Consider the following 25,792-nt stretch of genomic DNA (forward strand, 5'->3'; position numbering starts at 1 on the left):
CGCCCAGCCCCCGCACCGCCGCCACCAGCGGCTTTTCCGCCCGCGCCAGGCCCTTGAGGAACCGGGTCACGTTGCGCTCCCCCGCCGGCCGCTCGCCCGCATCGCGCGAGGTGTCGCCGGACGCATTCTGGGCGGAGAAGTCCATCAGGTCGTTGCCGGCCGTGAACGCCTCGCTGGAGGAGTTGAACAGCACGCAGCGGATGGCCGGGTCAGCCTCCGCCCGGTCCAGCCCGTCGGCCAGCACGCCGTACATGGCGTCGGTGATGGCGTTCTTCTTGTCCGGGCGGTTGAAGGTCAGGGTCATCACCCCGTCCTCGACGGAAACGAGCACTTGGTCGGTCATCGGTCAGCTCCTTGCGGGAAACGGGTCTGCAGGCTGGTCAGCCAGCGGGCCACGGTGTCGATCTCGGCCTCGGTGAAGCCCTCGGTCAGCCGCGCGTTGATCGCGGCCAGCCCATCCTTGGCGACCTCGCGGGCCGCCCGGCCCTGCTCAGTCAGGTAAACCCGCTGGGCGCGGCCATCGGCCGGATCGGCCCGCCGCTCGACGAGGCCGGCCCGCGCCATCCGGTCGATCAGCCCGGTCATGGCGCTCGGCGCCGCATCCAGCGCCTCGGCCACCTCGCCGATCAGCGCCCCGTCGGCCCGCCCCAGATAGAACAGCACCCCCGACTGCGCCGAGGTCAGCCCCCCGGTCTGCGCCATCCGCGCCTCGATCCACCGCTGCGCCCGCCGGTGGGCGGCGCTGAGCAGGAACATCAGCCGGGGTGGGGCGGGCGTCATGGCGCCGGGTTATATGCTTCACACACGAAATAACAAGTTCGCATATGAACTAATTTCCTGGGTTTTGAGACACCGGTGTCATAGTGGTAGACGAGATCAAAATGTTGGGGACTCCAGGATGCCCGTATCCCGCCGCGCGATGCTGATCGCCAGCGCCGCCTTCGCCGCCCTGCCGACCCTGGCCGCCGCCGAGACCGGCGCGCCCGACCGCGACGCCATCCTCGCCGCCATGAAGCGCGCCTCGAAATTCATGGTCGAGGAAGCCTCGGTCGGCGGCGGCTATGTCTGGTCGGCCCTGCCGGACTTCTCCCGCCGCTGGGGCGAGCTGGAAGCCTCGCCGACCATGATCTGGGTCCAGCCGCCCGGTACGGCGACCATGGGCCACCTGTTCCTCGACGCCCTGCATGCCACGGGAGACGACTGGTACTACCAGGCCGCCAAGTCGGCCGCCGACGCCCTGATCCGCGGCCAGCATCCGGCCGGCGGCTGGAACTACGTCATCGACACGGCTGGGGAGGAGAGCCTCAAGCGCTGGTACGCCACCTACGGCGCCAACGCCTGGCGGATGGAGGAATTCCAGCACTACCAGGGCAACGCCACCTTCGATGACGCCGGCACGGCGGAGGCGTCGCAGCTGTTGCTGCGCCTCTATCTCGAAAAGCGGGAGCGGAAGTACCGGGCGCCGCTGGAGAAGGCGATCGCCTTCGTCCTCGACAGCCAGCACGTGAGCGGCGGCTGGCCCCAGCGCTGGCCGGCTGTGCCGGATGCGGGCTTGCACGGCCAGGCCGACTACAGCGGCTACATCACCTTCAACGACGATGTGGCCGGCGAGAACATCAAGTTCCTGATCTTCTGCTACCAGACGCTGGGCCAGAAGCGGCTGCTCCCCGCCATCCACCGGGCCATGGACTGCTTCCTCGCCTGCCAGCAGCCCGCCCCCCAGGCCGGCTGGGGCCTGCAGCATCACCCCGATACCCTGAAACCCGCCGCCGCCCGCACCTACGAGCCGGAGGCCTACGCCACCCACACCACGGCCAGCAACATCGAGCAGCTGCTGAGCTTCTACCGCCTGACCGGCGACCCGAAGTACCTGACCCGCATCCCCGAGGCCCTCGACTGGCTCGACTCCGTCCGCCTGCCGGTAAAGCTCCACCGCGACGGCCGCGAATTCCCCACCTTCATCCAGCCCGGAACCAACAAGCCCCTCTACGTCCACCGCCGGGGCTCCAATGTCGTCAACGGCGCCTACTATGCCGACCATGATCCGGCCGACACGGTGATCCACTACTCATCGTTCCGCTCGGTCGACACCAAACGCCTGCGCGCCGAATACGCCCGCCTCGCCGCCACCCCGCCGGCCGAGGCCGCCAAGGGCTCGCCCCTGCTGGCCAAGCCGGGCGCCGCCCCGCTGCCGAAATACTTCACCCTGACCGACATCGCGGTTTCCGACATGACCAGCGACGCCAAGCGCACACGGGACGTCTCGCCGGCGGCGGTGGCGAAGCTGCTCGGCGGTCTGAACGCGCGGGGCTATTGGCCGACACCGTTGAAGGCGGTGAGCAACCCGTACATTGGGCCGGGCCCGGCCGAGGTGGCGCCGGGAGAATTCCGCCTGACCCGCGTCGGAGATGCGTCGGATACGTCTCCGTACATTACCGACTATCCGGTGATGGGCGTTTCCACCGGCGAGTTCATCAAGAACGTCGGGACGCTGATCGAGGCCCTGGAGGGCTGATCGGCCTCACGCCGCCCGATACCACGTCACCCCGTCCCCATCCTGCTCCGCCACCACGCGCCCCCGCCCGATCAGACAGTTTATGTGCGCCAGGCTTTCGCCGGTCGCCATGCCCATCAGCTCCGGACCGATCGGCCGGGCGAACAGGCTGCCGAACACGTCGATGCTCCGCTTGGGCGCCTCGGCCAGGGACTTTTCCAGCCGGCCCAGTTGCCGCTCATGCCCGGCCATCAGGTGGTCCAGCCGCGCGTGCAGGCCGTGGAAGGGGTCGTTATGGGCGGGGAGGACCAGGACGGTGTCGGGCACGGTGGCCTTCAGCTTGGCCAGGCTGGTGAGCCAGTCAGTCAGGGGGTCGCCGTCCGGTTCGGTGGGGAAGACCGACACGTTCGAACTGATCCTCGGCAGCACCTGGTCGCCGCTGATGAACAGGCCCAGCTCCTCGCACCAAAGGCAGGCGTGGTCCGGAGAATGGCCGTTGCCGGTCACCACCCGCCAGTCGTGGTCGCCGATGCGGAACACCTCGCCATCGGTCAGCCGGCGATAGCTGTCGGGAAGCTGGTAGATTGCCTTCCCGAACCCGCCGAACTTGTGCCGATAGTTGTCGATCGACTCCTCGTCCCAGCCCGCCGCCTTGTAGAACCGCAGGCCATCCTCGGGCGCCTCGCGCCCCGTGTCGGCCACCAGCATCCGGCACTGGATGTACTCCAGCCGGGTCATCCATAGCCGGCAATCGAATTTGCGGGTCATCCAGCCGGCCAGGCCGATGTGATCGGGGTGCAGGTGGGTGACGATCACCCGGGTGATCGGCTTGCCGCCCAGCGCGCCCTTGAACGCCTCGCGCCAGGCCTGCGCCGTCTCGCGGGTCTGCAGGCCGGTGTCGACAATGGCCCAGCCCTCGCCGTCGGCCAGGGCCCAGACGTTGATGAAGCCGAGCGGCCCGCCCAGCGGCTGGCGCAGCCACAGCACGCCCGGGCGGATCTCGACCGCATCGCCCGCGCCGGGCGTCGGGACGGTCTCGAAAGGATAGTCGAGCTTGGGGCGGCGGATTTCCGCCGAGATGTCTTCCACGCCGTCGTGCACTGATCCTATCCCTCCGATGAACGCCCCTATCATCGGCCGTTCAGGCCCGCGCCGCAATTGCGCCAGTAGCGGGAGGCATCTTGACCCCCTGAGGAAGCGGGCGTTTAACCGCCCAAAACAACATAGCCCCCACTGCCCAGGAGCTCAGGGTCCATGAGTCGTAACCGTCTCGGCGTTGCAGCCGCCGTTATCCTCTCCATGCTCGCCGTCGGGGCGACCACCAGCGCCGCCCAGAAGAAACCCAAGGACGCGGCCGCCGCCGGCGCCATCACCGAGAAGGACCGCGAGCGCGGCAAGGCCGAGGCGCCCGCCCTGGCCAAGTCGGCGGGCATTGCCTGCACCGTCGCCGACGCCCGCTTCATCATTGCCTCGACCGACCCCAAGACCAAGGTCAAGACGGACTACTTCGAGATCGCCTGCGACCAAGGCATGGGCTACCTGCTGATCGCAGACGCCTCGAAGCCGGCCCCGACCGGCGCCCCCTGCTTCGAAGCCAACAAGCCGATCGGCGACAAGCCCAGCCCGCTGGCCTGCAAGCTGCCCGGCAACCTGGACCTCCAGGCCCAGCTGACCCCCTACATCGCCAAGACCGGCAAGACCTGCGTGGTCGAGAAGAGCCGCTACATCGGCGCCAGCCCGGCCAAGACCTTCATCGAAGTCGCCTGCCAGGGCGGCAACGGCTACATCCTCGAGACCGCCGCCCCGGCCAACATCGCCGGCGAAACCAGGCTCAACAGCTGCCTCAACTACGAGGCCGGCCAGACCGTGGCCTGCGAACTGACCGACCGCGCCGCCCAACTGGCCGTGGTCGACAAGCTGATGGCCGGCTCGGGCAAGGCCTGCACCGTAAAGGATCGCCGCTACGTGCTGAGCACCAAGGACGGGGCCAGCTGGTTCGAAGCGGCCTGCGAAGGCGGCACGGGCTTCATGATCGAGCAGAAGGCCGACGGCACCCTGGCCCGCGCCCTGGCCTGCGCCGACGCGGACTTCGTCGGCGGTGGCTGCACCATGACCGACGCCCGCGCCGCCAAGACCGAGCAGAACGGCCTCTACACCAAGCTGTCCGGCAACGCCGGCTTCAAGTGCACGGTCGAGCAGTACGGCGTGTTCAACGTGCCGAACAAGGAAATCGTCGAGCTGAAGTGCTCGGACCGTCCGGACGGCGGCATCGCCGAGTTCAAGGGCTCGGGCGGCATCGTCTACAACTGCGCCCTCGCCGAGGTTCAGGGCTACCGCTGCTCCTTCACCAAGAAGGACGCGTCCTATGCCCAGGTGACCAAGGATCTGCGCTCGCTGAAGGACACCACCTGCAACGTCCGTGAGACCCGCACCCTCGACCGGGCCACCGACAACGCCGTCTACATGGAAGCCAACTGCGACGACGGCAACGGCTCCTACGTGATCGGCTACCAGCGCGGCGGCGTGAAGCCGCTGGAGGTTCTGTCCTGCGCCCAGGCCAAGACCCTCGGCGGCTGCAAGCTGCCCGGCAACAAGTAAGGGCTGGCCACAGCCTGAATGGTCAGGGCCCGCCGGGAAACCGGCGGGCCCTTTCCATTTGCGGTAGGATCAGGCCATCGCCGGCCGGCCCTGGCGTACCCCGGCGTATTCGACCAGGGTCAGGGCCACGACGCCCAGGGCCTGGACGATCACAAAGATCTCGCCGGCCAGGGTCGGCTTCACCCAGCCGCCGACCAGCAGCAGCAGGCTGGCCGCCACCCAGCCGGCGTTGCCGCCGATCACCAGCCACAGCATCGGGGCCGGGGCGTCGTTGCGTCGCGCCAGCCAGATCATCAGCCCAGCCACCGGGAAGAGCACCAGACCGGCCACCATCAGCAGCGCCGGCGGCAGGCCGGTCAGATCGCCGAGCGGAAGGGCGCCAAGGGTCATCGCCGCCCCCATGGCCAGGCAGGTGGCCGCGTCCAGGCCCAGGGTGCGCTTCAGCAGGGAAGAAAGTTGAACGGTCATCGCCGCCTCCATCTATCGATGGCTGCAGGATGGCGGCGGGCGATAGGCGGGTCGATTACCCGGCGGGTAAGGCCTGGAACCAAGCCGGGCCCGCGGCGCTGTTAACTGCAATCGTCTGTAAGGAGCGAAAAAATGGCTGAGGGCAATAGCGGCAATTCTGGAATGGCCTTCGTGGTCGGCGGCCTGGTGGTTCTGGTGCTGGTGATCGGCGCCTTCCTTCTGTTCGGCGGCGGGCTGACCCAGAAGAAGGAGGTCGACGTCAACATCAAGGCCCCGGATATCGAGGCGCCGAAGCTGCCCAGCGGCGGCTAACCGGTTGATCCCGGCCCGGCGGTCACCGCCGTGCCGGGATTGTCGCTCGCGGCCTCGCCGGCGGGATCACCTCGCGTCCTCGTGCGTTCAACCGCCGACCTTGCACACCCTTTCCCGGAGTCCGCCATGACCTATGCCAATCCGACCCCGCCGCCCGCCGGCTACCGCAACGGCGCCGCCAACAACTCCACTTCGCTGAGCGGCTTCATCGAGCGCTTCTTCGGCAGCGATCAGGCCGTGGCGATCAAGGAAGACCTCAAGGGTCGCGCGGTCGAAGCCCGCGACAATCTGAACCTGGCCCGCACCAATGCGGTGGCCACCGCCAAGGCCCATCCGCTGCTGACCGCGGCGCTTGTCGTGGGCGGCATCGCGGCCATCGGCCTGCTGGCCAATCCGGCGACCCGCCGGGCGGCCATCGCCGGCGGGACCGGCCTGTGGGGCAAATATGGTCACCTGCTGACCGACAAGATGCCAAAGAGCTGAACTACCCAAGCCTCCGATCCCGTGCGAAACCCCAGCGGACCAACTGTCCGCTGGGGTTTTCCATGCTTGCTCGCCTGCTGTCCGCCCTTGCCGCCGTCCTGCTGATCGCCGGGCCGGCTACGGCCGTGCCGACCCCCGATAGCCTCGACCGCATCGCCGAGGACTTCGTCAAGCTGACCCTGGAGGCCGGCGAGCGGGAAGAGGGCTATGTGGACGCCTACTACGGCCCGGCCGAGTGGGCGGCGGCCGCCAAGGCGGCGCCCCGCGACCAGGCCACCCTGCGGGCCGATGTCCGCAAGCTCACCGTCCGCCTGAACGGCGTGCCGACCACCGGCGAGACCCCGCTGCAGGCCCGCCGCAAGGCCTTCCTGGCCGGTCAGCTGAAGGCCGCCGACACCCGCCTCTCCATGGCGCTGGGCGAGACCTTCAAGTTCGCGGACGAGGCCGAGGGCCTGTTCGGCGTCCGGCCCCAGCTCAAGCCGCTGTCGCACTATGACGCCGTGCTCGCCCGGATCGAGACGCTGGTCCCTGGCGAAGGCCCGCTGTGGCAGCGGGTCGACAGCTACCAGAACCTCTTCATCATCCCCACCGACCGGCTGGACGCGGTGATGCGCGCCGGCATCGCCGAATGCCGCAAGCGCACCGCCGCCCGCATCGCCCTGCCCACGGAAGAGCAGTTCACCCTGGAGTTCGTGAAGGGCAAGAGCTGGTCCGGCTACAACTGGTACAAAGGCAATGCGGTCAGCCTGATCCAGATCAACACCGACCTGCCGATCCGCATCGACCGGGCCATCGACCTGGGCTGCCATGAGGGCTACCCCGGCCACCATGCTCTCAACATGCTGCTGGAACAGAAGCTGGCCAAGCAGCAGGGCTGGGTCGAATACACCGTCTATCCCCTCTACAGCCCGCAGTCCTTCATCGCCGAGGGCACCGCCAACTACGGCATCGACCTGGCCTTCCCCGAGGCCGACAAGGTGGCGTTCGAGCGGGAGGTGCTGTTCCCGCTAGCGGGCCTGAACCCGGCGGCGGCCAAGGACCAGGTGGCGCTGGGCGCGGCGCTGAAGGACCTAGCGGGCGCGCGGCTGACCATCGCCCAGATGTATCTCGACGGCGAGATCGACCGGGAAACCGCCATCGGCCTGGTCCAGAAATACCAGCTGGTCTCCCGCGCCCGGGCCGAGCAGTCGGTCCGCTTCACCGAGACCTACCGCAGCTATGTGATCAACTACGGTCTCGGCGAAGAGATGGCCAAGGCCCACGTCGAGCACGCCGCCCCGGACGCCGCCGGCCGCTGGAAGGTGTTCGAGGCGCTGATCTCCGAGCCCACCGTGCCGGCCGATCTGTTGAGGCGATAACCGGCCTCTGCTAGAGAGCGCCGGTCTTTCGGCCGCCCCGGCGGCCGCCAACCCCAAGCGAACAGGAGAGTGGACCATGCCCAACGCACCCCACAACGTCCTGACATCGCAAGGTTGGAATGAAACCCAGAAAGATCCTGGCGTGGCTGCGGGCCGCGCTTTCTAGACTTCGCCGGAAGAGGGCTCACGACATTCAAGACGACAAGGCCGCCATCCGGCGCAGCGTGCGGTTGCCGCCGTGGCTGATGCGGGACATCGGCGGCGATCCATAGCGGCTGCGTTCCTTCTCCCGGCAAGCGGGAGAAGGGTTCTTCAAAGCGACAGCTTTTCGAAGTAGCCGGTCAGCTCAAGATACCCCTTGGCCCCATCGCCGCTGACCGCGCCTTCCCAATAGACCGGCCCGCCCGGTCGACTGTCCAGCTCCTGATCGTCGAACAGGGGCTTCAAGGTAAAGGTCCGCGTCCCGCCCGGCAGCGGGGCCGTCACCCGCTGCTCAACCGGGTACAGCGCCTTGGTGCGGGGCGAACGCCAGCGGCGGATGGCCTCGAACTTCAGCTCGCCGGGGCGGAAGACGGTCAGCCTGCCGTCGGACGAGCGATAGCTGCCGCCGGTCCACAGCGGCTTGCCGGCGGCGTCGCGCACCTGGAAGGCGGTCAGGGCGCCGCCGTCGGCCAGGTTCAGCCCGGCCCAGTCCCAGCCCACCGCGGCCGGGTTCAGCAGGGTGGAGGACCACTCGCGGTCCAGCCAGGCGCGGCCGGTGACCGCCACGCGCTTGCCGTCGCGGACGACCGTGCCGCTGACCGCCAGCTGCGGCAGGGTGTAGTAGTGGCTGGCCTCGCTCGCCTGCGGTCCCTTGCGACTGTAGCCCCCTTCGCCCTGCAACAGCGGCGGCTGCGTCGGGGTGAAGACCAGGTCGAGGGTGAAGTCGCGGGTCGGCACGCGCGCGCGCCATCGATCGTCGCCCCCGCGCTTCAACGACCAATCGTCCAACACCAGGTCACCGTCGGCGGTCGAGGCCTCCGCCAGGCCGAACCCGGCCCGGGCGATGCGCTGGTCGTGCAGCAGCTTGCCGACCTTGGGGTCCGACAGGGCGGCGTGGGCGAACAGCACCTGTTTGGCCGCGAAGGCGCTGGGGTTGGCCTGGTCGACGTTGGGGCGGGTGCGGAAGACAGTGACCTGGAAGCCTTGCGGCCCCGTCGGGGTGTCCAGCCAGCCGGTGACATACCACCACTCGGTGCGGAACTGAGGATGGGCGCCATGGTCGCGCGGGAAGGCGATGGCGGTTCCCGGCCGGACCGGGGCATAGACCGGCGCGATCCGAGCCCCAGACTGGGCCGGGCCGCGGCTTTCGTCCCCTCTCCCTGAGGGAGAGGGAGGGGCCCGCCGCGCAGCGGTGGGAGGGGGAGGGTTTACGGTGTCGGCAGCGTAAACCCTCCCCCTACTCCCTCCCTCAGGGAGGGAGGCGCCAAGATTTCCGGCCGACAGGAGGGCGATAGCAATCAGGAAAACGAGCACGCGGCGCATCACCAGTCCTCCCGCACGGCGCGCACCGCATCGACACTGAGCGCCCGCCGCCCGGCCAGCAGGGCGGTCCCCGCCGACGCCGCGATCAGCCCGGCGGTGACCACCAGGAACAGGCCCCAGGGCAGGCGGGTCTGCATGGTCCAGTGGAAGGACTGCGGATTGACCACATGGATCAGCACCTGGCTCATGATCAGCCCCAGGGTCAGGCCGGCCGCCACCCCCACGGCGCCCAGCAGGGCGCCCTCGATGGCCAGCATGGCGGTGATCTGGCGCTTGCGCACGCCCAGGTGCCGCAGCATCCCGAACTCCTTGGTCCGCGCCAGGGTCTGGGCCGAGACCGTGGCCGCCACCCCGGCCAGCCCGACCAGGATGGCCACCAGCTCCAACACATAGGTGATGGCGAAGCTGCGATCGAAGAGGCCCAGCGCGATGTCGCGGATCTGGGCCGGGCGCAGCATCTCGGTGCGGGCCGCCACATCGGGCGGCAGGGCGGCCAGCACCGCGGCGCCGACCTTGTCGGCCTCCGCGCCAGGCTTAAGCCGGATCGACGCTTCGCCCCGCAAGGCATCGCCCGTCAGCCGGCTATAGTCCTCGCTGGTCAGCACCACCGCGCCGTTCTGGCGGGCATAGTCGCGCCACAGGCCGGCGACATAGACCTTCGGCGCCCCGTCCAGCGGCAGGGTAATCGTCTGACCGACCTTGAGCTTGTTGAGCCAGGCGGCGGGTTCGGACACCCATACCGGCGTCAGTCCCGGCGGCGCGGCGCGGGGCGTACCGATCATCGGCAGGCGGGCGCCCGGGTCGGCGCGGGTGACGGGCTGGGCGACCAGGGCCACCGGCGGGGCATCCGTGCTCAGCCGCAGCGGGGTGGCGCGGGTGAAGGCGACCTCGGCCACGCCGGGCAGGGCGGAGATCCTGGCCTGGCCGGCGGGGTCCAGGCCGCCGACTTCGCTGGGACCGGCGAAGCGGATGTAGAGGTCATCGGGCAGCACCTGGTAGAGCCAGTCATCGACCGAGCCCCGGAAGCTCGAGACCATCACCGCCATGGCGATCATCAGCGATGTCGAGGCGACGATGCCGCACAGGGCCACCGCCGCCTGGCTGGGCGCGCCCCACAGGCGGCGGACGGCCAGCTCGGCGGTGGGGCTCTTCAGGGGCCGGGCCTGCAACGGCGACAGCAGCAGCCGCGCCAGCCAGGGCATGGCCGCCACCCCGCCGGCCAGCAGCAGGGCCATGGAGACGTAGCCCAGCAAGGGCAGACCCGCGACCGGCGGTCCGAAGGCGCAAGCCGCGCCCAGGCCCAGCAGCAAGAGCGCGAGTCGAATCCCCGGCCGGGTGGAAGGGTCCAGGGCGTCGCCGACGTTCTTCAGCGCCACGGCCGGCTGAGCGTTGGCCGCCTCGCGCGCCGGCAACAGGCTGCCGACCAGGGCGCAGGCCAGGCCCAGCAGGAAGAAGACGCCGGCGGCGATCGGGGCGAACACCAGGGTCGGTCGGCTGCCCTGGAAGTAGCCGCTGCCCAGGTCGCCGCCGAGCAGGTTAAGGGCGGCATAGGCGAGGGCCAGGCCAAGCCCTAGCCCGAGCACGGAGCCGACCGCCCCGACGATACCGCCCTCGATCAGCACCTGGGACAGCAACGCCCGCCGGTTCGTGCCCAGAACCCGCAGCAGGGCGAACTGCGCCCTCCGCCGAGCGACCGACAGCGACTGGGCCGAGAACACCAGGAACCCCCCGGTCAGTAGCGCCATCAGCGCCAGCATGTTGAGGTTCACCCGATAGGCGCGGGACAGGCTGTCGCTGCGCCGGGTCTGGCTTTCGCGGGTGACCAGCTCGGCCTGGGGCGGCAGCATCCGGGCGATGGCGGCGCCGGTGGCGGCCCGGTCGGCGCCTGGGCTGAGCTTCAGGTCAATCCGCTGCAACCGGCCGATCTGGTCGAACCGCCACTGGGCGGCGGCGATATCCAGCACCGCGATCCGCCGCTCGGCGTCCACCGCCGGTAGCGGCCCGGCGATGGTCAGGGGCACGGTCCGCCCGCCCGCCGACAGGGTGAAGATGTCTCCGGGCTTGCGGCCCTGCATCAGGGCGGGGGAGAGGAAGACGGAATTCTCGTCGAACACCTGTCCCGCCCCGCCGACCGTGTTGCCCGACGGCCGGCCCAGAAGGTTGGGGGTGACGTGGGCGGCGCGGAAGATGTCGAGCCCCAGCACCGTCAGCCCGCGCTGCTCGCCCGGCAGGGCGCCGGTCAACTGGACCACCGGGCTGGCGATGGCCACCCCCGGCGCGCGGGCCAGTTTCGGATAGAGGGCCTCGTCGAAACCGGCGGGGGAGACCGACTGCACCTGCAGATCGGCGTCCCCATTCACCGTGTCGATGGCGCGGGAGAATTCGCTGAGCGCCGAGGCGTTGATCAGATGCACCGCAAAGCCCAGCGCCACCCCCACCGCAATGGCCAGGGCGGCGGTGGCCACCCGGATCGGCTGCGCCCGCCATTCGCCGAGGATCAGCCAGAGAAGGGCGCGGCTCATCCGCGCTCCTGCTCCACCAGCCCCTTGGCCGTCAGCAACAGGCACCGATCCGCCGCCGCCGCCACCTTGTCCGAGTGCGTCACGATCAGCAGCGCCGCCCCTGCCTCCCGCGACTGGCCGGCCAGCAAGCCCATGATCCGGTCGGCGGTCTCGGGGTCCAGGTTGCCGGTCGGCTCGTCGGCCAGGATCAAGGCGGGCCGGTGGACCAGGGCGCGGGCGATGGCCACCCGCTGCAGTTCGCCGCCCGACAGCTGGCGCGGATAGTCGCCGCCTCGCCCCTGCAGGCCGACGGCGTCGAGCAGGGCCGTCGCCCTGGCCAGCGCCTCGCCCGGCTCAGCCCGCGCCAGCACCAGCGGCAGGGCCACATTGCGCGCCAGGCTGAGGTGCGGCAGCACATGGAAGGCCTGGAAAACGAATCCGATCCGGTCCCGCCGCAACAGGGTGGCGGCGTCATCGTCCAGCCCGGTCAAGGTCTGGCCCCCGACGATCACTTCGCCGCGGTCAGCCCGGTCCAGCCCGGCGATCAGGTTGAGCAGGGTCGACTTGCCCACCCCGCTCTCGCCCATCACCGCCACGAACTCCCCGGGCGCGACCTTGAGGTCGAGGTCGGAGAACAGCACCCGGCCGCCGGGCAGGGACTTGGTCAGACCCTGGAGGGCCAGCATCGGTTGGGCTGTCATTGAACCTGTTGTAGCGCTGAAGCGGGTCAGGAAAAGGGTGCAGAGCGCGTTCCGATAAGTGGGAACCGGTTATCGGATAAAACGCGCGACCAAGATGACGTCAGAGGCGCACGTTTCCGAACTTGCCGGCGTTATAGCCGCCGATCGCCTGGCGGATCTCGTCCACCGTGTTCATCACGAACGGCCCGTGCGCCACCACCGGCGCCCCGATCGGCGCCGCATGACCGAACGCCAGCCGCGCGTCCGGCAGGCCCTCGATCTCCAGGTGGTCGCCGGCCAGGTCGAGAGTCACCAGGGTCCAGCGCGGGATCTCCCGCCCGCTGATCCGCACCGCCCCATCCACCACATAGAGGAAGACATTGCGGCCGCTCAGGCCGTCGAAATGCATCCGCCCCCCGCCGGCCAAGTCCAGGGTCGACATGAACACCCCGGTCAGGGTGTCGATCGGGCCCACATGCTCGCCATAGGTCCCGGAGATCAGGTGCAGCCGCGCCCGCCCGTCGTCCGCCTCATGGGCCGGGATATCCTCGCGCTGCAGCCCGACGTAGCGCGGCGGCGACATCTTCAACGCCGGTGGCAGGTTGACCCACAGCTGCAGGATCTCCAGCGGACCGCCCAGCCGCTTGAACCCCTCGGGCGAAATCTCCGCATGCACCAGCCCGGACCCGGCCGTCATCCACTGCACCCCGCCCGGCCCGATGACGCTCTCATGGCCGCCGCTGTCCAGGTGCGCCATCTCCCCCGACAGGATGAAGCTAACCGTCTCGAACCCCCGATGCGGATGCGGCCCGAACGGCAGGCCCCGGTTGTTCGGCGGATAGACCTGCGGCCCGTGGTGATTGAGGAACAGGAAGGGGTCGACCTGCTCCAGCCCCGGCCCCGGCAGCGGCCTGCGGGTGGTCAGGTCGGTGATGTCGTCGCGGTGCGCGGGGTGGAGGGCGAGGACGGTCTTGTGGGTCATGGCCGGACTACTTCGGCTTGGACGCGCAAGGGCGCAAGAGCGTGAGGTTTCTTCTCTCCCCCCGCGAAGCGGGAGGAGGACAGGTTTCGAGCCTCAAGCGAGAAACCAGGAGGCGGGCCCCACCGGCGGTAGGGAGGTTCCTTCTGACACGGACTTGCCCCCCTCCTGCTCTGTCGCTGAGCGCTCCAGAGCGGTCCTCCCCCGCAAAGCGGGGGGAGAGTTGAGACTCTCGCAGCGCGTCAGGTCCCCTTCGCCTTCGCCCCCGCGTCGAGCACATCCCGCCGTTTCGGCGTCATGTCGAACAGGTTCCAGTCGTCGGGATTGAAAGGCCGGCGGGTTTCCTTGTGCGCGGGATAGCCGTGAAGGTCGTTCTCGCTGTCGATGATCGCGCCGCGTCCCTCGGCCACATCGGAGATCAGCTGGACGTCCAGGGCGTCGCGGTCCCACGGCCGGGCGCCGGCCCCTCCAAGCACCGACTGCTGCACCGCGGAGGCCGGCAGGGCGACCAGGCCGGGCGGCCAGAGCATGGGCCGGCTCTTCTGGATGATCTTCGCCGGCGCGGTGGTGTAGCGGCCGAACATCGGCAGGGGGCGGCCGTAGCGGTCCTGGGCGATGTTGTCCTTGCCGTAGAACTCCAGGTCGCCGTAGCCGCCGATTTCCAGGAAGGCGAGGTGCTCGGCGGTGTCCATGCCGCCGCGCAGCACGTTGCCGACGGCGACCAGCTGGCCGATCTGCCAGGGTTTGTCGCCCCACTCCTCGGCCATCAGGTTGTAGTGGATAGCCCGCTGGCCCGGATTGTAGATCAGGTTGTTGACCACCACCCCGCGCACCCCGCCCTTGAACATCGGATTGCGCTCGAAATTGTGGGCGTAGAGGTTCCCGACGATGAGGATGCCGGTGATGTTGTCGTGGATCAGGCTGCCCTTGGAATGCTCGATCTTGGCATGGGTCGAGTAGCGCAGGCTTTCTGCGATGATGTTGTTGGAGAAGGTGATGTTGCGCGAGGTGCCGGCGCGCCAGTCATCGGGCGTCTGGCCGACGAAACGAGGGCCGGAGGCGGACAGGTTCTCGTCCGTGCCCCAGGTCAGGGTGCAGTGATCAACAATGATGTTGTAGCTGATCCCCTGGGTGGAGATGCTGTCGAAGTCCTTGCCGGACTTCTTCGCCGCGCCGGCCTCACCGGGGCGGACACGGATGTGCTGGACCACCACGTCATGGGTGGCGATGTCGATGCCGCCCTTGATGAAGGTGACACCCGGAGAAGGGGCGGTCTGGCCGGCGATGGTCAGGAAGGGTTCGCGGATGGTCAGGGTCTTGCCGCCCATATCGACCACGCCGCCGACCTCGAAGACGATGATTCGCGGGCCCTTGGTTTCGACCGCCTCACGGAACGAGCCTGGGCCTTCGGCGGCCAGGGTGGTGACCCGGATGACTTGGCCGCCGCGCCCGCCCGGCGTGGTCGCCGCCCAACCCAGAGCGCCCGGAAACGCCAGGTGCGAGGTGGCGGTGCGGGGGGCGTCGTGGGCCTTTTGAGCAGCGGTTGCGACCGACAGGCCGGCCCCGGCGACCAAGGCGCCGCAAATCGCCGCGAAAACGACCTTAAACCTTTGTCTGGACAGCATTTTCCGAACCTCTGACGACCTCCCGACGGGCTTTTCGCCGCCTGCCGATTGAAAATGACACCGGTTTCCTTTAGAGACAATCCCAGCCCGGCGCCGTGACGCCGATAAAGCTGAAGAAAAATTCGGGGGAGGAAGACAGGGGTGAGGGGAACGGCGGCAACCAGTGCGTCCGGCCAGGCCAGCGCCGACATCGCCCGGCGTTTTACCGACGCCCGCCGCGCCGCCGACGCCCTGCCCGACTTCCCCGGCGCAATCCCCGCAGACCTCGCCGGCGCCTATGCCGTGCAGGACGCGGCCATCGATCGGTGGAACGAGGCGATCGTCGGCTGGAAGGTCGGCCGCATCGCGCCGCCCCTGCAGGAGCGGCTGGGATCGGCGCGGGTGTCCGGGCCGGTGTTTGCGCGAAACCTGTGGCGCGCCGAGCCGGGAGTCGAAGTCCCCTTCCCCGTCTTCCGGGGTGGCTTCGCGGCCGTCGAGGGGGAATTCGTCTATCGCCTGGGCGCCGATGCGCTGGCCGGCAAGACCCGCTGGACCGCCGAGGAGGCGCTGGACCTGGCCGACGCCCTGTTCGTAGGCGTGGAGACGGCCGGCAGCCCCCTGGCGACCATCAACCAGCTCGGCCCCCTGGTGGTGGCCAGCGACTTCGGAAACAACTGGGGCCTGATCCTGGGCGAGGCGGTCGCGGATTGGCGCGAGCAAGCCTTTGCCGATCTGACCTGCACGACCGCCATCGAGGGCGCCGTGGTCGGGACCGGCACGGCCGCCGACCTGCCGGACGGGCCGGCCGAGGCCCTGGCCTGGCTGCTGGGCCACTGCGCCGGGCGGGGACACCCGCTGAAGGCCGGGGCCCTGGTGACCACCGGGGCGGTGACCGGGGTGCATGATATCGTCGCCGGACAGTCGGCAGCCATCGACTTCGGGCGATACGGAACCATCCTATGCCGGGCGCAACCGGCGGGGCCGTTGGGGTGAGGGGAACACGTCCATGAGCGCACAGGCTGACGCCGCGCCGCCGATCCCGGTCAAGGTCGGCAATTATCGTTGGCTGATCTGCGGCCTGCTGTTCGCGGCCATGGTCATCAACTACGTCGACCGCCAGATGCTGGGGGTGCTCAAACCCACCCTGTCGAAGGAGTTCGGCTGGAGCGAGACCCAGTACGCCGACATCATCTTCTACTTCCAGGCGGCCTATGCGGTCTCCTACCTGCTGTTCGGCCGGATCATCGACCGGATCGGGGCCCGTTGGGGCTTCGGGGCCGCCTTCTTCATCTGGCAACTCGCCCACATCGCCCACGCGGGCGTCAGCAACCTCAGCCACATGATCGCGGCCCGTGTGCTGCTGGGCGTCGGCGAGGGTGGCGGCTTCCCGGGTGGGATCAAGGCGGTGGCCGAGTGGTTCCCCAAGAAGGAGCGGGCCTTCGCCACCGGCATCTTCAACGCCGGCACCAACATCGGAGCCATCGTCACGCCGCTGGTGGTGCCCGCCATCGTGCTGGCCTGGGGCTGGCAGATGGCCTTCATCATCACAGGCATCGCCGGGCTGATCTGGCTGCCGATCTGGCTGATCGTCTACCGCCGGCCGCGCGAACAGCCCAAGGTCTCGGCCGCCGAGCTGGCCTACATTGAGCAGGATCCGGCGGATCCGGTCGAGAAGGTCGCCTGGCTGAAGCTGCTGACCATCAAGGAAACCTGGGCCTATGCGCTGGGCAAGTTCCTGATCGATCCGATCTGGTGGATGTTCCTGTTCTGGTTGCCGGATTTCCTCAGCAAGCGCCACGGGCTGGACCTGAAGACCTTCGGCATTCCGCTGGTCTGCATCTACCTGCTCAGCGATGTGGGCAGTGTCGGCGGCGGCTGGATGTCCTCGGCGATGATGAAGCGTGGCATGAGCCTGAACGCCGCGCGCAAGACCGCCATGCTGATCTGCGCCCTGTTCGCGGTGCCGATCTGCCTGGGGGCCGTGGTCGACAATCTCTGGCTGGCGGTGCTGATCATCGGGGTGGCCACGGCCGCCCACCAGGGCTTCTCCGCCAACCTCTACACCCTGCCCTCGGACGTCTTCCCGCGCTCGGCGGTGGGTTCGGTAGTCGGCATCGGCGGGATGATCGGCGCGATCGGCGGCATGGCCATGGCCAAGTACGCCGGCTGGGTGCTCGACCAGATCGGCAGCTACACCCCGATCTTCGTGGTCGCGGCCAGCGCCTATCTGCTGGCGCTGGGGGTGGTGCATTTGCTGTCGCCGAAGATGGAGCCGGTTAAGCTCTAGGCCGCCAGTTTCCAGGCCAGGGCCAGGTCTTCGACCAGCGCCTTGAAACCCTGCTCCTTAGCCTCGGCATCCGGCACGCGGAGGAGGAAGCTGGGGTGGTAGGTGACCACGCCCTGGGCCTGGTCGGGCAGCTGGATCGCCCGGCCCCGATTTGCGGCGATCGGTGTCGCCTTGCCGAAAACGGACAGGGCGGCTGTGGCGCCGAGCGCGACGATCACCCTCGGCCGGATCAGGCGGCGCTCATGGTCTACCCACCAGCGGCAGGCGCTGATCTCGCTCTGGACCGGGGTCTTATGCAGGCGCTTCTTGCCGCGAAGCTCGTGCTTGAAGTGCTTCACGGCGTTGGTGACATAGGTCTGCTCGCGCGGCACGCCGGCCTCGGCCAGGGCCTTGTCGAACACCTGGCCGGCGGGGCCGACGAAGGGGCGGCCGGCGAGGTCTTCCTGGTCGCCGGGCTGTTCGCCGACGAACATCAGCCGGGCGGTGGCCGAACCCTCGCCAGGTACGCCCTGGGTGGCGTCCTTCCACAGCGGGCAGCGGCGGCATCCGTCGACACCGGCGACCAGCGCTTCGAGCGAGGGGGGCGTGCCCTCCAGAACCACGTCACGCACCGGCTTGGTCGCCTTGGCGGCGTGACGGCTGGGTTCGGTCGGGGCCTGGGCGACCATGGCGGCGGTCCTTCCTGCGGCGCTGGCGATCAGGTCGGGAATGAGCCGGGCTTCCGGAAGGTTGCGCCAGTATTTCTTCGGCATTTCGGCCTGCATGGCCTTCACCTTCAGCCGGGCCGGGTTGAAGATCGAGGCGTAATAGGTGCGCCAGAAGTCCTCCAGCAGGTCGTCGGCCGGCGCAGCGTCGCGGCTGACGCCGGGGGTGAAGCGCAGCGTATCGCCGTCCCAGTGGGCGCAGGCCTCGGGGGTGAGGATCGAGAACCGCATACCGGCGAAGCGGCGCACGAAAAACGGGGCCGTCTTTTCGACCACGTGATGCATCGGCTCGAACCAGGCGGCGTAGGTCTCCGGCTCGACCCCGGGCAGCAGCCGGAAGCGGACGAAAGCCTTCATCTTGTGGCTGGCGCGCGCGACCGGCTTGGCCATCTCGCGGGCGCGGGCGACGTCGGGATCGGTGATGTCCTGGATCAGGGCCGGCTGGTCCTGCAACCGCCACAGCAGGCGGTAGAGCAGGTTGAACCGTTCGGGGTCCCGATGGCAGATGACCTCCTGGGCCAAGTCGACGAAGGCGCGCGGCGCGGTGAAGGCCGGAGCGTCGGCTGCCGGGGCGGGATCGCCATCGGCGAACAGCTCCCCCTCCCCTCCGGCCGCCCAGACTACCTCGCCCGGCGTCACCCCGGCCAGGCGCAGAGCCCGGGCCGTCTTGCGCCAGCCTTCGAAGTCGGTCGGGCCGGCCAGCCGGGCGATGCGCATCACAGCAGCCTCGGCTGCTCGGCCACCGTCCCGCGCAAGCCGGCCGCGTCGGTCAGGGCGCCGGGGGTCCAGTCGGCCGTGACGATAAACGGCTTTACCTTGGAAAGCCCCCGCGCCAGGCGTTTGACGTCCTCCAGCCGGATCGCCTTCTGGCGGCGCAGGGCGATGAGCCGGTCGACCGTCTTCACCCCCAGGCCCGGCGTACGCAACAGCGCCTCGCGATCGGCCCGGTTGACGTCGATGGGGAACCGGCCCCGGTTCTCCAACGCCCAGGCGAGCTTGGGATCGATGGCCAGGTCGAGGTTGGCCGCCTCGCCGACGATCTCCTGCCGCTCGAAGCCGTAGAACCGCATCAGCCAATCGGCCTGGTAGAGCCGGTGCTCGCGCATCAACGGCGGCCGCTCCAGCGGCAGCGCCTTCGAAGAGTCCGGGATCGGGCTGAAGGCGGAATAGTAGACCCGGCGCAGGCCGTAGCCGCCGTAGAGCCGCTCGCTTCGCTGAAGGATTTCGCCGTCGCTGGCGGTGTCCGCGCCGATGATCAGCTGGGTCGACTGGCCAGCCGGGGCGAACCGCTTCGGCGCGGCGCGCCGCCCCTTCTCCCTGCCCTCGTCGATGGCGTAGCGCACACCGCCCATCGCCTTCTTGATGACGCCCACATCCTTCTGAGGGGCCAGAGCCAGGAGGCTTTCGTCCTTGGGCAGCTCGATGTTGATCGACACCCGGTCGGCGTAGAGCCCGGCTTCCAGCACCAGGGCCGGCGAGGCCTCCGGGATCAGCTTGAGGTGGATGTAGCCTCGAAAGTCATGGTCCTGGCGCAGGCCCCGCGCCACCCGCACCATCTCCTCGAGCGTATAGTCGCCGTTGCGGATGATGCCGGACGAGAGGAACAGGCCCTCGATATAGTTGCGCTTGTAGAAGCCGAGGGTCAGGTCGATCACCTCCTGCACTGTGAACCGGGCGCGCGGGATGTTGGAGGACACCCGGTTCACGCAATAGGCGCAGTCGTAGATGCAGAAGTTGGTCAGCAGGATCTTCAGCAGGCTGATGCACCGCCCGTCCGGGGCATAGGCGTGGCAGATGCCCATGCCTTCGGTCGATCCCACCCCCTTGCCGCCCAGAGAGTTGCGGCCGGAGCTGCCGGACGAGGCGCAGGATGCGTCGTACTTGGCGGCGTCGGATAGGATGGCGAGTTTACGCTTGAGGGACAGGGGGGCCATGGAAGGACCCTATCGTTCTCTTTTCGTTCTGTCCACGGCGGGGCGAAAAAATGTCTTTGGAACCAAAGGGTTCGCGCGCGGTTGAGGGTGCGTGACCCGCCTCCTCATCCAACATGAAACGCGCTATCGCTACGAGAAGCCGGTGTCCTTCGGCGCCCAGCGCCTGATGCTGCGGCCGCGCGACAGTCATGGGCTGAAGGTGGAGCAGGCGTCCCTGGCGGTAGGGCCGCCCGGCCGCATCCGCTGGACCTATGACGCCTACGGCAATTGCGTCTGCTGGTTTACGCCAGAGGGAGAGGCTACCGAGCTGGCGATCGTCAGCCAGCTGGTCATCGAGCGGTTTCCGGCGCCCCTCCTCCCCTTCCAACCCGATAACCCGCACACGGCGATGCCGATCGTCTACAGCCGCGACGATCGGGCAGCGCTGGCGCCCTACATGGTCCCCGAAAGCGAGGACGACGCCACGGTCACCGCCTGGCTGAAGGCCCAGATGGGGCCTGCGGACGAGCCGGCGCTCGACTTCCTGCTTCGACTCAATCGCACCATCGACGGCTTCGGCTATCGCGCCCGCTATGAGGAGGGCGTGCAATCGCCGGCCGAAACCCTGAGCGCGGGCTCGGGCACCTGCCGCGACTTCGCCTGGCTGATGGTCGAGGTGCTGCGGCGCGCGGGATACGCGGCGCGGTTCGTCACCGGCTACCTGCACAGCCCGGCCGCGACCCTGCGCGGCGCCGGCGCCACCCATGCCTGGTGCGAGGTCTTCCTGCCGGATCTCGGCTGGACGGAGTTCGACCCGACCAACGGGCTGGCCGAGTCCCCAGACCTTATCCCCGTCGCTGTCAGCCGCACGCCGCGAGAGGCATCGCCGGTCAGCGGGGCCCTGATTGGCGATCCGGGCCAGAGCGAACTGATCGTCAATGTGACCGTCTCGGCCGCCGACAATCTGGCGGCGGCTGCTTAAGGGCCCGTCAGAGGCCATTTTCGTGGGAGTGCGCGTGATGACCTCAAATTTCCAACACCAGGAGCCTGTCTGGAACAGCTTCTGCAAATCGGCGCCCGAACCGCAGAACGGCCGCAAGGCTGAAAAGGCGGCAACCAAGGTCAAGGACCGCGAGTCGCCCAAGCGCCGCCCGGCGCATTGATCGGCGTTCAGCTACCACCGCGTCACGAAACGTGATCCGCCGAATGCTCGCCTGAACAGCGACCAGGGTTGCGGCTCGCGCTCATCCGGTTAACCTTTATGGCAGGGGAAATGGCTGGGGGAGTGAATGCGGCCGTTTGCGGGAGTAGCGCTGGTCTGCCTGACCGCCGTAACCGCGGCCGGGCTGTCGGCCGTGTCGGTGGTCGGCGCGGGGGCCGACGGTCTGTCCGACACCAGCCTGATGAAATCGGCCGACTTCTCCAGCACCTTCAGCGGCGGCTCGGCGTCCGACCGGGTCAGCGACGACCCGGACGCGCCGATCCGCACCAGCCGCTTTGACGATGGCCCGCCCCAACAGATCGAACTGGCCGGGGCGGCGCCCGTCCCGGCGGGCGGCGCGGTTCCGCCGACGGCTCCGATCGAGATGGCCGCCGCCGAAGCCCCGCCCGCCCCCGACGCAACCGGCCTGATCATGGCCCGCGTGCTGCCGAGCCCACAGCCGGCGCGGGGCGTGGGCGGCGCCCGGATGGCCGCCCTGGCCACGCCCGGCCCCCGCCAGGCCTTCCGGCCGACCATGACGCCGCTGGGCATGTTCGCCCCCACCCGGCGCGTGTCGCTCAGCCTGACCACGGGCGAGTCGCCGCTCAATCCAGGCTCCGGCCTCAGTTTCGGCGAACGCGACGGTCGCCAGAATCTGGCCGCCGCCAACATTCCCGCTCGATCGCGACTGTTCGATACCCGCCGTCTGGGCGTCCAGGTGGACCTCTCGCCCGAGACCCGCAAGGAAGGCCGCTGGTTCGCCTTCGCCGCCACCTCCGGCGACGCGGTCGGCTTCAACCTTTTCGGCTCGCCGAAAAAGACCGGGCAGCAGCGCAGCAGCTGGTCGGTCGAGAAGCTTGCCGAATACGGCAAGATCCAGTTGGGCCTCGGCTGGCGAAAAGGCTCGATGCAAATCTCCGGCGTCGCCACCCAGCGCGAAATCGGCGCCTACGGCCATACGCGGGAGGACACCGTGTTCGGCCTGTCCTTCACCATCAGCGGCGGCAAGCGCCTGCCCCCGCCCAAGGCCCGGCGCGGAATTCCGCGCGAGTAGCCTTCCCCGAGCGCCCTCAGGCCCTCTAGAGAAGGGCCGTGTCCGACCTTCCACCCGCCCAGCAGACGCCGCGGCCGCCCGAGCCGGTCGTTCCGCCGCCGCCCCAGACCACCGGATCGCGCCTGGCTTCGTTGGCGGTGGCCAGCGCCCTGTTCATGGAGTTCATCGACTCCACCTCCCTGTCGACCGCCCTGCCGACCCTGGCGAAGGCTTTCGACGCCGATCCCATCCACCTCAAGCTGGCCCTGACCAGCTACATCCTGGCCCTGGCGGTGTTCGTGCCGGTCAGCGGCTGGGCGGCCGAGCGGTTCGGGGCGCGGCGGGTCTTCCTTGTGGCGATGACAGTGTTCCTCACCGGATCGGTGCTGAACGGGTTTTCCACCTCGCTGGAGCAGCTTGTCGTGTTCCGGATCATCCAGGGGATGGGCGGAGCGATGATGACCCCGGTGGCGCGGCTGATCGTGGTCGGTTCGACCCCGAAGGAAAAGCTGCTGACCGCGATGGGCTGGTTCACCATGCCCGCCCTGGTGGGCCCTCTGGTGGGGCCGCCGCTGGCCGGCTTCGTGCTGGAGGTCGCCGACTGGCCGTGGATCTTCTGGCTGAACGTGCCGGTCGGCCTGCTGGGCATGGCGGCGGTGATGCGGTTCGTGCCGCACATCGTCACGCCAGACCCCGGGCGGTTCGACTGGAGCGGCTTTGCCCTATCGGCCGTGGCGATCTGCGGAGTGGTGGCGGTGGCCGAGACTGCTGGTGTGGGGCTGATCCCCTGGCCGGCGCAGCTGTTGATCGTGGCGATCGCCATGGCCTGCGCCTGGGGCTACCTGCATATGGCGCGGCGCAAGGTTCGGCCGATCCTCGACCTGGGTCTGCTGCGCCACGCCACCTTCCGGGCCAGCATCCTGGGCGGCACCTTCGTACGGCTGGGCATCGGCGCCGGGCCGTTCCTGATGCCGCTTTTGCTCCAGGTGGCCCTCGGCTGGACGCCGCTGCAGGCCGGGACCGTCACCCTGGCCGGCGGGCTGGGTGTGCTGGGAGCCCGACCGTTCGCCGCCTTCATGCTCAAACGGATCGGCTTTCGCGCCCAGCTGACCCTGTTCGTGACGATCACCGCCGTCCTGACCGCCCTGCCGGGTTTCTTCACCGCCGCCACCCCAGCGGCGCTGATCATGGGGCTGCTGTTCGCGGCCGGGTTCGCCCGTTCCAACCAGTTCATCTCGGCCAACACCATCGCCTTCGCCGACATCCCGCCCGAGAAGGTGGCGGCCGCCTCTACGCTCCAGGCGGTCTGCCAGCAGATCGGCCTGGCGCTGGGGATCAGCTTCGGCGGGCTGATGCTGCACCTGACGCGTAACGGGGCCCATGGCGCACTGACGCCGTCCGACTTCACCCTGCCGTTCGTCGCCATAGGGGCCGTCACCTTGTTGGCGGTTCCGGTCTATCTTGCGCTCGACCCCAAGGCCGGGGCCAACATCAGCGGCCATCGCCGGGGCGAGGAGCCATGAGCGTCGAGATTCGCCGACTGCGCCGCGCCTACGGCCCGATCCGGGCTCTGGATGGCGTGGATCTGACCTTGGAGGCTGGGACCATAACCTGCCTGCTGGGTCCGTCAGGTAGCGGCAAGAGCACCCTGCTGCGCCTGATCGCGGGGTTGGAGAAGGCGGAGGGGGGCGAGATCACCATCGGCGGCAAGGCCGTCAGCGCCCCCGGGGTTCATCTGCCGGCCGAAAAGCGTGGCGTGGGGCTGGTGTTCCAGGACTACGCCCTGTTCCCCCACCTGGACGGGCGGGGCAACGTGGCCTTCGGGGTGGCGGGCCTTCCGGCCGAAGAGCGCCACCGCCGCACCGAGGATGCGCTGGCCGAGGCGGACATCTGGCATCGGGCAGAGGCGCGGCCTTCTGAGCTTTCAGGCGGGGAGCAGCAGCGGGTGGCCATTGCCCGCGCCCTGGCGCCCAGGCCGGCGGTTCTGCTGCTCGATGAGCCGTTCTCCAGTCTGGATGGAAGGCTGCGGGAGCAGATGCGCGCCTCGCTGCTGACGGTGCTGCGGGACAGCGGCGCCGCGGTGCTGATCGTCACCCACGATCCGGAGGAAGCCCTGCGGATGGGCGACCGCCTGGCGCTGATGTGGGCCGGGCGCGTGCTGCAGGCGGGAACGCCGGAGGACTGCTATCGGCGGCCGGTGTCGGTCGATGCGGCGCGGCTGTTGGGCGAGGCCAACGCCCTGCCGGCGACGGTCGCCAACGGCCTGGCGACGACCGCGTTCGGTCCCGTTGCGGTCGAGGCCGAAGGCGACATGGTGATCGCCCGCCCAGAGGCCTTTCGGCTGTCGGACCAGGGCATGGAAGCCGAGGTGCTCGAGCGCCGGTTCCTGGGCGCGCAGACCCACCTGCGACTGCTGGCCAACAACAACGTCTGCGCCGCCCGAGTGCCCAGCGCCGGCGCGCCAGCGGTGGGCGACAGGGTTCGGGTAACCTTGGACCCGGCCCTGTGCTCCGTGGTTTGGGATGATGCCTAGGCGGGGGTCGTGCTCCGACGATGGATTGATCCAGCCTACCGCCCGGCGGCGATCCGTTCGCGCGCCATCTCGTTGGCGACCTGGTCCGTCGGGCGGCCGTCGGCGGCGGCGCGGTCGAGGACCTCGGCCAGCGTCAGGGCCAGGCGGTCGAGCTTGGCGTCGACCCAGGCCTGGTCGAAGGCGGTGTCGGTTTCCAGCCCGCGGATCTCAGCCGCCACATTGATGATGCCGCCGCCGTTGATCACGTAGTCCGGGGCGTAGAGCAGGCCCTTGTCGAACAGGGCGCGGCCCACCTCGGCGGACGCGAGCTGGTTGTTGGCGCCGCCGGCCACGACGCGGCCTTTCAGTCGGGCCAGGGTCTCGAAGGTGACCGCGCCGCCCAGGGCGCAGGGGGCGAAGACTTCCGCTTCCGCATCGAAGATGGCGTCGGGGGCGACCACGGTCGCGCCGGTGCGGGCGGCGACGGCGTCCAGCGATGCCTGGTTCACATCGGTGATGATCAGCTTGGCCCCGGCCGCATGCAGCTTATCGGCCAGGTAGGCGCCGACGTGGCCGACGCCCTGGATGGCCACTGTCACGCCGTTCAGATCACGGCCATAGGCGCGCTCAACACAGAGGCGCACACCTCGGAACACGCCCTCGGCGGTCACCGGGCTGGGGTCGCCCGAGGCGGCCTTGTGGCCTTCGAGGCCGGCGACGTAGCGGGTTTCCGTGCGGGCCTCTTCCAGGTCGGCGGGAGAGACGCCGACGTCCTCGGCGGTCCAGTAGCGGCCGCCAACCCGTTCGACGGCGCGGCCGAAGGCCTGGAACAATTCGGGCGTCTTGTCCTTTCGGGCGTCGCCGATGATCACCGACTTGCCGCCACCCAGCTCCAGGCCGGCCATGGCGTTCTTGAAGCTCATCGCCCGCGACAGCTTCAGCGCGTCGGTCAGCGCCGCCTCGGCGCTCTCGTAGGGCCACATGCGGCAACCGCCCGCGGCCGGGCCCAGGGTGGTGGAATGCACCGCGATGATCGTCTTCAGACCCGACGCCTCATCAGCGAAGGCGTGGACGCCCTCATGGCCTTCGAAAGCGGGGGAATCGAACAGGGTCATGCCGGAAAACTTCGTGTTTGGGGAAA

At 69.1% G+C, this 25,792-nt stretch carries 24 protein-coding genes; 12 read left to right on the forward strand and 12 right to left on the reverse strand.

All coding sequences use genetic code 11. The features are described 5' to 3' along the window. Together GVN21_RS15565 and GVN21_RS15570 are read right to left on the reverse strand one after the other, a co-directional pair. On the reverse strand, window positions 1–343 hold a 343-nt coding region (locus GVN21_RS15565; RefSeq protein WP_205690116.1), incomplete at its 3' end, for an enoyl-CoA hydratase-related protein. Further along, window positions 340–780 (reverse strand): MarR family winged helix-turn-helix transcriptional regulator, encoded by a 441-nt coding sequence (locus tag GVN21_RS15570; protein ID WP_166575655.1) that lies wholly within the window; start codon window positions 778–780, stop codon window positions 340–342. The genes GVN21_RS15570 and GVN21_RS15565, both read right to left, overlap by 4 nt. A gap of 118 nt (window positions 781–898) precedes the next feature. On the opposite strand from GVN21_RS15570, the gene GVN21_RS15575 reads away from it, so the two are divergent. Further along, complete coding sequence (locus GVN21_RS15575; protein WP_166575656.1) at window positions 899–2,515, forward strand: pectate lyase; 1,617 nt, start codon at window positions 899–901, stop codon at window positions 2,513–2,515. Between the two features lie 6 nt (window positions 2,516–2,521). Here GVN21_RS15575 and GVN21_RS15580 read toward each other — a convergent pair whose 3' ends face one another. After that, window positions 2,522–3,595, reverse strand: coding sequence for an MBL fold metallo-hydrolase (locus tag GVN21_RS15580; protein ID WP_166575657.1), 1,074 nt, complete (start codon window positions 3,593–3,595; stop codon window positions 2,522–2,524). Between the two features lie 153 nt (window positions 3,596–3,748). Here GVN21_RS15580 and GVN21_RS15585 point away from each other — a divergent pair, with 153 nt between their 5' ends. After that, on the forward strand, window positions 3,749–5,092 hold the full coding sequence (locus GVN21_RS15585; RefSeq protein WP_166575658.1) for a hypothetical protein: 1,344 nt from the start codon (window positions 3,749–3,751) through the stop codon (window positions 5,090–5,092). A gap of 69 nt (window positions 5,093–5,161) precedes the next feature. On the opposite strand, the gene GVN21_RS15590 is transcribed toward GVN21_RS15585, so the two are convergent. Further along, entirely contained in the window at window positions 5,162–5,560 is a 399-nt protein-coding gene (locus tag GVN21_RS15590; protein ID WP_166575659.1) for a hypothetical protein, read from the reverse strand. 132 nt (window positions 5,561–5,692) lie between these two features. On the opposite strand from GVN21_RS15590, the gene GVN21_RS15595 reads away from it, so the two are divergent. From GVN21_RS15595 to GVN21_RS15605, 3 genes are all read left to right on the forward strand, one after another. Further along, window positions 5,693–5,872 carry a hypothetical protein gene (locus GVN21_RS15595; RefSeq protein ID WP_166575660.1) on the forward strand — a complete coding sequence of 60 codons (180 nt, stop codon included), beginning with the start codon at window positions 5,693–5,695 and terminating at the stop codon, window positions 5,870–5,872. A 126-nt stretch (window positions 5,873–5,998) separates the two neighbouring features. Beyond that, window positions 5,999–6,355, forward strand: a complete 357-nt coding sequence (locus GVN21_RS15600) for a hypothetical protein (protein ID WP_166575661.1) — start codon at window positions 5,999–6,001, stop codon at window positions 6,353–6,355. 62 nt (window positions 6,356–6,417) lie between these two features. Further along, a complete protein-coding gene (locus GVN21_RS15605; RefSeq protein ID WP_166575662.1) occupies window positions 6,418–7,713 on the forward strand; it encodes a hypothetical protein in 1,296 nt (431 codons plus the stop codon). Window positions 7,714–8,025: 312 nt separating this feature from the next. On the opposite strand, the gene GVN21_RS15610 is transcribed toward GVN21_RS15605, so the two are convergent. From GVN21_RS15610 to GVN21_RS15630, 5 genes are all read right to left on the reverse strand, one after another. After that, complete coding sequence (locus GVN21_RS15610) at window positions 8,026–9,237, reverse strand: carotenoid 1,2-hydratase (protein ID WP_166575663.1); 1,212 nt, start codon at window positions 9,235–9,237, stop codon at window positions 8,026–8,028. After that, window positions 9,237–11,759, reverse strand: a complete 2,523-nt coding sequence (locus tag GVN21_RS15615; RefSeq protein ID WP_166575664.1) for an FtsX-like permease family protein — start codon at window positions 11,757–11,759, stop codon at window positions 9,237–9,239. The genes GVN21_RS15610 and GVN21_RS15615 overlap by 1 nt, the downstream gene beginning before the upstream one ends. Continuing rightward, entirely contained in the window at window positions 11,756–12,439 is a 684-nt protein-coding gene (locus tag GVN21_RS15620; RefSeq protein WP_205690118.1) for an ABC transporter ATP-binding protein, read from the reverse strand. The genes GVN21_RS15615 and GVN21_RS15620 overlap by 4 nt, the downstream gene beginning before the upstream one ends. 100 nt (window positions 12,440–12,539) lie before the next feature. Beyond that, window positions 12,540–13,400 (reverse strand): pirin family protein, encoded by an 861-nt coding sequence (locus GVN21_RS15625; protein ID WP_166575665.1) that lies wholly within the window; start codon window positions 13,398–13,400, stop codon window positions 12,540–12,542. A gap of 239 nt (window positions 13,401–13,639) precedes the next feature. Continuing rightward, the gene (locus GVN21_RS15630; RefSeq protein ID WP_166575666.1) at window positions 13,640–15,022 is read right to left on the reverse strand and encodes a pectate lyase; all 1,383 of its coding nucleotides are present in this window, start codon (window positions 15,020–15,022) and stop codon (window positions 13,640–13,642) included. 141 nt (window positions 15,023–15,163) lie between these two features. On the opposite strand from GVN21_RS15630, the gene GVN21_RS15635 reads away from it, so the two are divergent. Both GVN21_RS15635 and GVN21_RS15640 read left to right on the forward strand, forming a co-directional pair. Next, window positions 15,164–15,994 (forward strand): fumarylacetoacetate hydrolase family protein, encoded by an 831-nt coding sequence (locus GVN21_RS15635; protein ID WP_166575667.1) that lies wholly within the window; start codon window positions 15,164–15,166, stop codon window positions 15,992–15,994. Between the two features lie 13 nt (window positions 15,995–16,007). Further along, a complete protein-coding gene (locus tag GVN21_RS15640) occupies window positions 16,008–17,288 on the forward strand; it encodes an MFS transporter (RefSeq protein WP_166575668.1) in 1,281 nt (426 codons plus the stop codon). Here GVN21_RS15640 and GVN21_RS15645 read toward each other — a convergent pair. Next, window positions 17,285–18,709, reverse strand: a complete 1,425-nt coding sequence (locus GVN21_RS15645; RefSeq protein ID WP_166575669.1) for a UdgX family uracil-DNA binding protein — start codon at window positions 18,707–18,709, stop codon at window positions 17,285–17,287. The genes GVN21_RS15640 and GVN21_RS15645 overlap by 4 nt on opposite strands. Continuing rightward, window positions 18,709–19,926 carry a putative DNA modification/repair radical SAM protein gene (locus GVN21_RS15650; protein WP_166575670.1) on the reverse strand — a complete coding sequence of 406 codons (1,218 nt, stop codon included), beginning with the start codon at window positions 19,924–19,926 and terminating at the stop codon, window positions 18,709–18,711. The genes GVN21_RS15645 and GVN21_RS15650 overlap by 1 nt, the downstream gene beginning before the upstream one ends. 91 nt (window positions 19,927–20,017) lie before the next feature. Between GVN21_RS15650 and GVN21_RS21400 the strand changes: the two genes are divergently transcribed. The 5 genes from GVN21_RS21400 to GVN21_RS15675 all read left to right on the forward strand — a co-directional run bounded on the left by GVN21_RS21400 (window position 20,018) and on the right by GVN21_RS15675 (window position 24,672). After that, the gene (locus GVN21_RS21400; protein WP_166575671.1) at window positions 20,018–20,887 is read left to right on the forward strand and encodes a transglutaminase family protein; all 870 of its coding nucleotides are present in this window, start codon (window positions 20,018–20,020) and stop codon (window positions 20,885–20,887) included. Window positions 20,888–20,924: 37 nt separating this feature from the next. Further along, entirely contained in the window at window positions 20,925–21,068 is a 144-nt protein-coding gene (locus GVN21_RS15660) for a hypothetical protein (RefSeq protein ID WP_166575672.1), read from the forward strand. A 126-nt stretch (window positions 21,069–21,194) separates the two neighbouring features. Then, entirely contained in the window at window positions 21,195–22,160 is a 966-nt protein-coding gene (locus GVN21_RS15665; protein ID WP_166575673.1) for a hypothetical protein, read from the forward strand. Window positions 22,161–22,198: 38 nt separating this feature from the next. Continuing rightward, window positions 22,199–23,662, forward strand: coding sequence for an MFS transporter (locus tag GVN21_RS15670; protein ID WP_346764277.1), 1,464 nt, complete (start codon window positions 22,199–22,201; stop codon window positions 23,660–23,662). After that, window positions 23,659–24,672 (forward strand): ABC transporter ATP-binding protein, encoded by a 1,014-nt coding sequence (locus GVN21_RS15675; RefSeq protein ID WP_166575674.1) that lies wholly within the window; start codon window positions 23,659–23,661, stop codon window positions 24,670–24,672. The genes GVN21_RS15670 and GVN21_RS15675 overlap by 4 nt, the downstream gene beginning before the upstream one ends. 35 nt (window positions 24,673–24,707) lie before the next feature. Here the strand turns inward: GVN21_RS15675 and GVN21_RS15680 are convergent, their stop codons facing one another. Next, a complete protein-coding gene (locus GVN21_RS15680; protein ID WP_166575675.1) occupies window positions 24,708–25,766 on the reverse strand; it encodes a Glu/Leu/Phe/Val dehydrogenase in 1,059 nt (352 codons plus the stop codon). Between the last annotated feature and the right edge of the window lie 26 nt (window positions 25,767–25,792).

The sequence above is a fragment of the Caulobacter sp. SLTY genome (assembly GCF_009905535.1).
Lineage (GTDB): Bacteria > Pseudomonadota > Alphaproteobacteria > Caulobacterales > Caulobacteraceae > Caulobacter.